Origin of the sequence: Verrucomicrobium sp. BvORR034 (assembly GCF_000739635.1) — a bacterium.
In the GTDB taxonomy this organism is placed as follows: Bacteria; Verrucomicrobiota; Verrucomicrobiia; order Verrucomicrobiales; family Verrucomicrobiaceae; genus Verrucomicrobium.
The window spans coordinates 1-9,606 of sequence record NZ_BATQ01000115.1 but is presented as its reverse complement, the minus strand read 5'-3'; the positions used below and the strand labels follow the sequence as shown (position 1 = coordinate 9,606).

6 protein-coding genes and 1 tRNA gene are annotated in these 9,606 nt (G+C 61.0%); 2 read left to right on the top strand and 5 right to left on the bottom strand.

Translation table 11 applies throughout. The features are described from left to right. Positions 1–542: 542 nt before the first annotated feature. From BV034_RS19095 to BV034_RS19080, 4 genes are all read right to left on the bottom strand, one after another. Positions 543–2,888, bottom strand: coding sequence for a redoxin domain-containing protein (locus BV034_RS19095; RefSeq protein WP_050028591.1), 2,346 nt, complete (start codon positions 2,886–2,888; stop codon positions 543–545). 901 nt (positions 2,889–3,789) lie between these two features. After that, entirely contained in the window at positions 3,790–4,992 is a 1,203-nt protein-coding gene (gene glgA / locus BV034_RS19090) for a glycogen synthase (RefSeq protein ID WP_050028590.1), read from the bottom strand. Between the two features lie 94 nt (positions 4,993–5,086). Next, on the bottom strand, positions 5,087–6,487 hold the full coding sequence (locus tag BV034_RS19085) for an MBL fold metallo-hydrolase (RefSeq protein WP_050028589.1): 1,401 nt from the start codon (positions 6,485–6,487) through the stop codon (positions 5,087–5,089). A gap of 75 nt (positions 6,488–6,562) precedes the next feature. Then, complete coding sequence (locus tag BV034_RS19080) at positions 6,563–7,378, bottom strand: sugar phosphate isomerase/epimerase family protein (protein ID WP_050028588.1); 816 nt, start codon at positions 7,376–7,378, stop codon at positions 6,563–6,565. Between the two features lie 178 nt (positions 7,379–7,556). On the opposite strand from BV034_RS19080, the gene BV034_RS19075 reads away from it, so the two are divergent. Continuing rightward, positions 7,557–7,631, top strand: a tRNA-Met gene (locus tag BV034_RS19075). Between the two features lie 295 nt (positions 7,632–7,926). Next, the gene (locus BV034_RS19070) at positions 7,927–8,574 is read left to right on the top strand and encodes a GYF domain-containing protein (protein WP_050028587.1); all 648 of its coding nucleotides are present in this window, start codon (positions 7,927–7,929) and stop codon (positions 8,572–8,574) included. 79 nt (positions 8,575–8,653) lie between these two features. Here the strand turns inward: BV034_RS19070 and BV034_RS19065 are convergent, their stop codons facing one another. Next, positions 8,654–9,415 carry a hypothetical protein gene (locus BV034_RS19065; RefSeq protein ID WP_050028586.1) on the bottom strand — a complete coding sequence of 254 codons (762 nt, stop codon included), beginning with the start codon at positions 9,413–9,415 and terminating at the stop codon, positions 8,654–8,656. Positions 9,416–9,606 lie beyond the last annotated feature (191 nt).

The following is a 9,606-nucleotide window of genomic DNA, read 5'->3' as shown; positions in this document are numbered from 1 at the left end:
GCTGGCATCACAAGATGCGGGTCAGATCATCCGAAGCAACATCCCGGTCGAGAAGCACCCCTCAAACACCTCGACTTCGCGATGAGGGATTAGTTTTGGACTGAGGCTGACTAGCCAGAGCCAGTTCCTTGGCGGCCACCCCAAGCGTGGCGGTTGGTTCGTTCTGCCAAGGAACCCGGGGGGACTGACATGGAGGTGTAGAGGGCGAGGGGAGAAAGCGGATGCTGTCGGCCTTCCCACCTGATCAACATCTCCGGAGGTACCTAGGGTTGACTCGCTTAAGGCTCGTCCAACCGCTGGGCTGTGCTAGAAATCCCCTTCGGGGATTAACTTCGAACTGAAATTGACCTGCCAGAGCCGGTTCCTTGGCGGCCACCCCAAAACGCGCGCGATTGGTTCGTTCTCCTCACGTCGACAACTAGGAGGGATCGACGTTGTTGTCCCGGTCCGCTCCAGCGTCCCACAAATTCGCTTTGCTCCCCAGCCCCCAACTCATCCTGGGCTGCAGGGCATCCCGACGTGTCGGGATTGGATTGCCTCACTCACTGCTTTGGGAACTTCAACAACCGCTTGGACTCCTCGATCAGGAACTTGGTGTTCGTGAATGGGTCCGGACCGACATCCAGCCAGCGGATCTGACCGGCTCCATCCACGAGGAAGGCTCCGTGGAGGGGCATGCCTTCGAAGTCGTCGTAGCAGCGCCACTTGCGGAAGACCAACTGCTCTGGGTCGGCCAGGAGATGGATGGCGTTCGGTTTGGTGGCATCACCGGGGCGGCAGGTGTCGGCGGTGGCGGTGAGGTCCATGGCTTCCTCGCTCCCGATGGCTACGATCTCCAGGCCGGCCTTTTTGAAGTCGTCTGCGGCGGCGGAGAAGGCTTTGAGCTGCTCCATGCAATGGGTGCAGTGATGGCTGAGGTAGAACAAGACGACTACGGGCTTGCCGGAGAAGTCGGACAGAGAAACAGGATGGTTGGATTCGTCCGGCAGTGTGAAGGGCGTCGCGGGGAAGGGATGCCAGTGAACGGTGCCAAGCGACTCCATGGCGGGGCGTTTGCCGGAATCGGCGCGCGGTGCTTCGGGACGCCGCCACGGCAGGGGAGCGCCAAACCCTTTGGCAATGGCGTCGATCCGTTGGCTGATGGGAACATTGGTGTCGAGGCTGCCCGCAGTGACGCGCAGGGTCTCGAAGTGCTTCTTGGCTTCGTCTGGCTTGCCTGCGAGCATCAGCGCATCCACCCGGAGGGCCAGGTTGGGGGCGTCCATGGGCAGTTGCTGAGCGGCGGCCACGGCTTTGTCCTTGTCGCCCACGGCCAGATGGTAGCGGACCATGCGCTCCTTGGGCGTGTCCTTCAAGGCGGCCAGCTTCTTCTGGAGTTCGGCAAGGGGTTGCTTGTCCAGGATGGCGAGCAGGACGTTCAGCTCTGCTTTGGCATTGCCAACGGCAGAGTCGCCCTTGCCGCCTCGGGCGGGTTTCTCCCCGTTGGCTTTCTCCCCGGCGGGCTTGTTTTCAACAGGCTTGTTTTCGGCCTCCTTGTCAGAGGTCTCCGGCTTGGTGGTTTCCTCGACCTTGGCGGGAGCGGGGGTAGAAGTTGGCGTGGGTGTTGGGGACGGTTCGGTGGTCTTCGCCACGGGCTTGACCTTGCTGGAATCTGTGGAGGCTGGGGGCTCCTTTTTCGCGGCAGGCAGCTTCTCCAGTTGATCAAGGCGGGCCGCAACCCCGGCGCGATCTCCTTTGAAATAGGCGGCCACACCCAGGGCGCGGATGCGCGCGGCTTCCATGCTGGGGTTGGGGGTGGTGTCGAGGTAAGGTGAGCCGTCGAGTTCGAGGAGATCATCCCACAGCTCATAGGTGAGGAGGGTGTCCAGAAGGCGGGTCCGGCCGTAGGCGGCGCTCTTGCTCTTGTTGTCCATCGTGTTGTACTCCGGATGCCGGGGGACCTCGATGAGATTGCGGGCGAGGGCGGCGGCGTCATGAGCGCGGCCCAGTTGGTTATAGGTGCGAACCAGCCACTCGGTGTTGTGGGCGTAGTTGTGGATCTGGTCCGGCAGCACCTGGGTCTGGATCATGTAGGCATGGTCCACGCGGGTGGCGGCCTCCTGCTGCCAGGCGGCATCGGGCAGGCGGTTCACCTTGCTGAAGGTGTGGCCGGGCATGTGCCACATGTGGGCAATCGCGGGGGCGCTCTGTCCGCAGAGCGTGGCGGCCTCCACCGCACGGGCGGGCTTGCTGTCGTCCCAGAGGTGAATGCGGTAGTGATGCGCGGGATGCAGGGGTTCCTTGGCAAACACTTGGGAGAGGATGGCGTCCACGGATTCCCGGCTCACCATGGTGACGCCGTCGCCTTTGCCTTCCCAGATCGCCCAAGCCAGGAAGGCCTTGGCCTCGAGGTCATCGGGGTTTTCGTGGATGATGTCCTCGATGCCCTTGATGAAATCGAGCTGGCGCTGTTTCTTGTCCTTCTTCGGATCCTTGTAGTAGTCTTCCAGCAGGGTGATCCACGCCTTCTCGCGGGCAGAAGCGGAGGCTTTTTTGGCCCCGGCCTTCTTGATGAACTCTGCCGCGCGTTTTTCGTTATTCACATTGGCCATGGCACAGCCCCAGTAGGCCATGGCGCAGTCGGGATCGAGATCGGCCGCCTGCCGGAAGGAGCGTTCCGCCTCATAATACCAGAAGCCGTGGATCTGACCGATGCCCTGGGTGAAGAACCTCTGGGCGAGCTCGTTCTTCGTCGTGACGGGGAAGTTGACCTTGCCGCAGCCTTCCATCAGCACCGCCGCCTGGCGCGGACCATCGTCGAAGGCCTCCCCGTGAAAGGAGTGGCCCGGCAGGGGATCGGCGGCTGCGGCGGGAAGAGCCGCAGCCAGTGCGAGCAGGAAGAAGCGCATGAAAGGGAAACGACTGAAGGGCGGAGATTCTGAAATCAGAATGCCGAATTCTCCAAATCGTGATCCTTTGTAGGGGTAAAACAGAGCGCATGTATCTTACGTGATGTTCCCGGCATCTTGCCGCGAACGTCAGGCAGCACATGACATCGCATCCATCTGACGTGGAGGCGTTGATGGTGGTGGGGCGAAAGCGGATGCTGTCGGCCTTCCCACCTGATCATCCTCCGCGGAGGTACCCAGGGTTGACTCGCTTAAGGCTCGTCCAACCACTGGGCTGTGTTGGAGATCCCCGCTGGGGATCAACTTCGAACTGAGCAGGAGTTGGTCCGTTCTGCCAAGGAACCTTGGATGCGAAAGGCTCCCAGACCGCCACAACTCCTTCGGAGTAAAAACCTCCAACACCCCTCCCCAACGTAGACTCGCTGGAAGCTCGTCAACGTTGGGCTTGTCGCCCCATCCTCTTCGAGGAAGAACTTCGACTGAGCGAGTGGATGGCACCGGTTCTTTAGCGGCCACCCCAACCGCGCGCATTTTGGGATGGCCGCCAAGGAACCGAACCGACCTGCACATGGGTGTTTTGGGGGAGCGCAGGCGGCTCGCCTGCCACAAGGGCGGCCCCGCCCGCGTAGCACATCGTTATCCGGTGGAGGCCCTCTTTTTGTTCCAGCCACCTCACCTGCCCGGCGGGCCGCCTGCGCTCCCCTTCGCGAATCCGTTGCTAAGGGAGAATGGTGATGGTCTGACTGCCTTTCGCACCGCGAGGTTCCTTGGCAGGCACTAGCTGAAGCGCCTGCAGGTTTCGCCTTCTCGCCGACGTCACCAAGTTTCGAGAGACTCTGGTGCTCCACACGCACGCCAAGGTGAACAGCGATCCCCGTCACTGTTCACCCGTGGCATTGCATTAAAGAAGCGACTGATAGAGCTCGAGTGTCTTCTCGGCGATGGCGCGCCAGGAGAAATGCTCGACGGCACGCTGGCGGCCAGCCTTGGCCATGCGATCGCGGAGACCCTGGTCCGCCATGAGGCGGTTCACGGCCTCGGCCAGATCCTTGGCATACTGGGCGGGGTGCTCGGCCTCGTAGGGGCTCTCACACTGCTGCATGAGGGGGACGAGGATGCCCGTCTCACCGGGGAGCACGACCTCCTTGATGCCGCCCACCGCGCTGGCGACCACGGCGGTTTCACAGGCCATGGCCTCCAGATTGATGATGCCGAAGGGCTCGTAGATTGAGGGGCAGCAGAAGAGGTCCGCGTGGGAGTAGAGGGCGATCTTCTCCTCCACCGGCAGCATGGCTTGGATCCAGATGACGCCGTCCCGCTTTGACTGAGCGTCCGCCACGGCCTGCTTCATCTCGGCGGCGATCTCCGGGGTATCGGGGGCACCGGCGCACAGCACCACCTGGAAGCCGGGGTCCATCTTCTCAATAGCACGGACGAGGTGGATGATGCCCTTCTGCCGGGTGATGCGCCCGACGAAGAGGAGGAAGGGCTTGTCGGGATCGACCCCGTGTTTGCGCAGGGTGTCGGGGGCGTGGACTTTTTGATACTCTTCCGGATCGATGCCGTTGTGGATGACGTGGATCTTCTTGGCGTCGGCGTCAAAGAAACGCAGCACGTCCACTTTGGTCTCCTGGGAGACGGCGATGACGGCGTCGGCCATCTCGATGGCGGTCTTTTCCACCCAGACGCTGAAGTCATAGCCGCCTGCGAGTTGCTCGCGCTTCCAGGGGCGCAGGGGCTCCAGGGAGTGGGTCGTGAGCACCATGGGGATGCCGTAGTTGAGCTTCGCCACGATGCCGCCAAAGTGGGAGTACCAGGTGTGCAGGTGGACCAGGTTCGCATCCACGTCGGAGGTGTTGAAGTCGAGTCCGCGCTGCAGGGCGCCGAAGACACTGGCCAGAGGCTTGGGGCAGGTCCACTTGCTGCTGTCTAATCCATAGCCCTTGGCATGCAGGCGGGGATTGATGGCGTCGTTCTGGTCGCCGAAGCAGCGCACTTCCACATCACAGAGGCGGGAGAGCTCGCGGGTCAAATACTGCACATGGATGCCAGCGCCGCCGTAGATGTGCGGCGGATATTCGTTGGTCAGAAATAGAGCTTTCATGATGGAGTCGGAAACGGGAGTGAATGCAGGATGGGTGCCGGACGGGTCAGAGATGCTTGGAGGGGATGGTGAACTCGGGCACTTTGCCAGTTGATCACAAGTGAACTTCTTGATGCAGTCGGGCGATCTCGGTCTGGCTCTGAGGGTGGGCTGCAGAGAGGGCGGACTGGAGAGCCTCGGCCCGCTCGCGCTCGCCATGCACCAGGAAGACCTGCCGCTTGGGCCCGGTCATCTTGGCAAACCAGGCGAGCAGCTCGTCGTGGTCCGCGTGACCGGAGAAGGAGTCGAGAATCTCGATGCGGGCCCGCACGTGAAACTCATCGCCCAGGATGCTCACCTTGCGGGCGCCATTGCGCAGCTTCCAGCCCAGCGTGTCCTCAGCGCAATACCCGACGAACAAGATGGTGGTGGAGGCGTGCTCGATGTGATTGCGCAAATGATGAAGGATGCGCCCGGATTCGCACATGCCGGAGGCCGCGATGATGACGGCGGGCTCCCGTATTTGATTGAGCGCCTTGGACTCCGTCGCCTCGCGAATGAAGCGCAGCCCTTCGAAGCCGAAGGGGTTCCGTTTCTCAAACAGGAAGTTGTACACCTCCTCATTGAAGCACTCGGGATGAAGCCGGAACACCTCCGTGGCGCTAACGGCCAGGGGGCTGTCCACAAAGGTGGGCAGGGCGGGGAAGCAGTTCTGCTCCCGCAGCTTGTTCATGGAATAGAGGAGCTGCTGGGTGCGCTCCACCGCAAAGGCGGGAATGAGCACCTTGCCATCGCGGGCCACGGTCTCATTGATGATCCGGCAGATGTGCTCATCGCTCGCCATCTCCATCTCGTGCTTTCGTCCGCCATAGGTGCTCTCCATGATGACGTAGTCCACGTCCTCGGCGACTGCCGGGGGATTGAGGAGATCACTCTTCGGCCGGCCGACATCGCCGGAGAACAGCAGCCGGGATTTGCGTCCGGTTTCCCGGTCATCGATGTCCAGAATGACTTGGGCTGCTCCCAGAATGTGGCCCGCATCGATGAAGGTGAGCTTTACCCCGTCTGCGATGAGCATGGGCCGCTGGTAACCGATGGTGACGAACTGCCGGAGACACAGCTCCGCATCCATCCGGTTGTACATGGGCTCCAGAGGCGGCAGGCCGTGGGGTTCCCGCTTGCGATTGAGCCAGCGCACATCTGACTCCTGGATGTGAGCGGAGTCGGGCAGCATCACCGCGCAGAGATCGCGCGTGGCATCGGTGGAAAAGATGTTCCCCCGGTACCCCTGGCGGGTGAGGTTGGGGAGATTGCCACTGTGGTCGATGTGGGCGTGGGAAAGGACCACGACATCGATTGCTTTGGGATCAAAAGGGAAGCGCTGGTTGCGCTCGAAGGCCTCCTGACGGCGGCCTTGATAAAGACCGCAGTCCAGGAGGATGCGCTGCCCATTGACCTCGAGCAGATGTTGGGAGCCCGTCGTGGTCTCCGCCGCGCCGTGAAAGGTGATTTTCATGAGGAAGGAAGACTGGACGAGCTGATGGGGGCAAAGAAATGGACAGAGGGGAGAATCGAACTCCCGACCAGGGGGCTAGGCCCCCATCACTTGCTTGAGGTAGGCGATGCTCTTCTCAGCGATCACCTTCGGGCCCATCGTGTAGTCAAAGACCTCCGTGCTCAGCCAGTCACTGTAGCCGACCTCGCGCAGGGCGGCGATGATCGGCTCGTACTTCACCTCGCCCATACCGGGGCCGAGGAGGTTGGGGTCATTGGTGTGGAAGTGGATGAACCAATCCTTGCTCTGGCGGATGATGTCCGGGATCGGGGTGCTCTCATCGCTCATGGCCTTCACGTCCAGATGCAGCTTGCAGCCCGGGTGATCCACAGCCTTGCAGAAGTCGATGCCTTCTGCGGCGGTGTTCATGAAGTTGGTTTCCTTCCGACCCAGCGGCTCCATGGCGATGACGGCTCCGTTTTCCCAGGCCACCTCGGCCACGCTGCGGACCACATCCACGGCACGCTTGCAGGATTCCTGGGCGTCCCAGTCCGGCTGAAGGTTGCGGGCCTTCGGGCTGCCCCAGACCATGACCTTGCCACCCAGAGCTCCGCAGAAGCGGCCCATCTGCTGGCCAAATTTAAGCACGTCCTTGCGGAGCATGGCATCCGGGGTGGTCATGCTGAACCACGTGGGCCGTGTGAGCAGCCAGTGCAGGCCGATGATTTCCAGACCGAAGGACTGGGCGATCCGCACCAGCCGCGTGGCATCTGCCAGGGTCAGATCGCGTGGGTCTTCTTTAAGGGTAAAAGGAGCCAGTTCCAACCCCTGGTAGCCACAGGCCGCCGCATCTTCACACACCTTTTCAAAAGGTGCATTGCCCCAGTGTTCATTGCAGATCGCAAAACGCATGGAACTGCTTCTATACGAGCGTGGGAGGGAAGGCAACTGTTCCCCATGATGAATGCGCCAAAGGTCCGGCCCACGGAGGGACGAGAGGCGGAAACTTTTGAGCAAAAAACAGGTTGGATTGGTTGACAATTCCAGCCTCCTGCATAACCTCACACTCCCGCGAATAACCAATACTCATGGCAGGGTAGCTCAGCGGTAGAGCAGGGGACTCATAAGCCCTTGGTCGGGAGTTCGATTCTCCCCTCTGCCACCACTTTAAATGTGGGTTAAAGTCCTCAGTGTTAAGCTCACCGACTAGTTCCCGTTCATTGCTGGCTTTCCATTTTTCGATAGTAGTGGTCGGTGCCGGAGTCGGATCGGGCTGTGGAGCGACAAGGCTGGCTGGAAGACCCGGATTCGGAGCTGACTTGACGACTGGGTGCGGTGTGGAGAAAATAGGGGATGGAAAACGAGTCGCCCCCTTCGCCGCCCTATCTGCGTGTTGAAGTGGCTCTTTTGGGTGTGGGCGGCGGAGTGTTTGCGGCAATTCTCACCAGAGTGATCAAGGCATGAGAGCGAAACGCTACCATCTAGATATTGGCGATGGGAAGACGTATGGGCCGTTTGCGGCTGAGCAGATCGAGGGGATGTGGTCGTCGGGACAGATCACTGACGATGCGCGTGTGATAGCGGAGGGGGGACGGAAGTGGGAGCACGTGGGAGTGGCTCTGAAGGCGCTGGACCGACAGCGGCGTCCGTTCTGGTCGTGGAAGTTTTTGACTTCGTTGACGATGGCGGCGGTGACTGGGCTGCTGATTGCGGTGGTGCTGGCCAATCCGTCTCAGCCGGAGGACTCGGTGCTGTTCCAGCAGGAGAAGGCGGCTAGCGTTGCGCTCAACCGGAGGCTGGCGGTGAAGGCGTGGATGAAGACTAATTTTCCAGATCCAGAGGCGGAACTGCTGGACGATCCAGTGATGACTACGGAGTGGGGTGTGCCTCTGCTTATGGCGAGGGTTAGGGGCCGGAACGCGTTCGGAGGCTACGTCATCCAAGAGTACGCATTCCTGTGGAATGGGGACAAGGTGGTTGCCGGGGAGGCAAAGGAGGTGGCAATTGAGGAAATTAAGAAGGCGGCGCGGGAGAAGAGCGATGAGAAGGATCGAGAAAGAAGATTGAAGGAACTTCACGACAAGTTCTTGGAGCCAAAACCCCGGTGACTGGTGCGTTGACTACAAAAGGCCACAGGGAAACCTGTGGCCTTTGTGTCTAGGAGTCTGTCTCCCAGGTCCGTTCTCCTTACTGCGGCGCGTTATGCCGGGCGATCTCGTACACTCGCAGAGTGCGCTTGCCGCCGTCCGAGGAGTCGTATTTGCGGGTGCCATCGCGATTGGCTTGAATGCAGAACTCGTCCTGGTCGGCCACGTCTTTGGGGAGGTTGCCGGTGAGGACGACGAGGGTCCCAGTGGGCCACATGCCTGCGGCGGACATGACCACGGGTACAGCGGCTCCCGCTGCGATAGACTGGGGATCGATCGTCGGAGGGCGTTCCGACATCTTTTCGGCCACGAGGAAGTCTTCCTCGACCGAGACGACGCGCACATTGATGATCTCGGTATCCACCTTCATGGCCTCACGGCTGATCCAGGTCATGCCCACGGGGCGGAGCTTGGGGCGGCTCTTTTCCAAGCGGACCATTTCGGCATCATAGAGGAGCTTGCGATCCTTTTCAGCCCGGGCAGTGGCATCGAGTGACGCCGAGTCCTGCGAGACCCGGTAGGCCTGGGCTGCGGTGGCATCGTAGTTGATCGCCTTCTGCCAATCCTCCGGCATGTGCTCGTACGGGATCTTGGCCGTGCCTGCGGAATGGGAAACTCTGACGCCATCCGGTTCGATCTTGGTGACCGTGCAGTTCAGGAGGGTGATGGTGCCTCCTGGCTTGGGGAACGTGACGGAAGCCGCCGTGGCTCCCTCCTGGGCCTGGACCGTGCCAGTGGGTGCGAGGCAGGCGCAAGTGATGGTGAAGACAACGGGCACCAAGAGGCGGTGAAGAGACTTCATGGGAGTTTGGGGAGAGACCGGAGTGTGCGGTTACGCCTTTAGACGCAGTTCAGCCTGTGGGTATTCAGGTGATTTTACGTCATTTATGGATTTCTTCGCAGGAGATACAAGCCTGCTCTGCGGGAGACACAAGATTGGAAGCCACAAGACGCAAGACTTGAGTCGGCGCATGGGAGATTGGTTGGGCTTTG

Coding starts and splice junctions, on each gene's coding strand:
- BV034_RS19070 (WP_050028587.1), top strand. CDS start 7,927: ATGAGAGCGAAACGCTACCATCTAGATATTGGCGATGGGAAGACGTAT.
- glgA (WP_050028590.1), bottom strand. CDS start 4,992: ATGAAAGCTCTATTTCTGACCAACGAATATCCGCCGCACATCTACGGC.
- BV034_RS19085 (WP_050028589.1), bottom strand. CDS start 6,487: ATGAAAATCACCTTTCACGGCGCGGCGGAGACCACGACGGGCTCCCAA.
- BV034_RS19095 (WP_050028591.1), bottom strand. CDS start 2,888: ATGCGCTTCTTCCTGCTCGCACTGGCTGCGGCTCTTCCCGCCGCAGCC.
- BV034_RS19080 (WP_050028588.1), bottom strand. CDS start 7,378: ATGCGTTTTGCGATCTGCAATGAACACTGGGGCAATGCACCTTTTGAA.
- BV034_RS19065 (WP_050028586.1), bottom strand. CDS start 9,415: ATGAAGTCTCTTCACCGCCTCTTGGTGCCCGTTGTCTTCACCATCACT.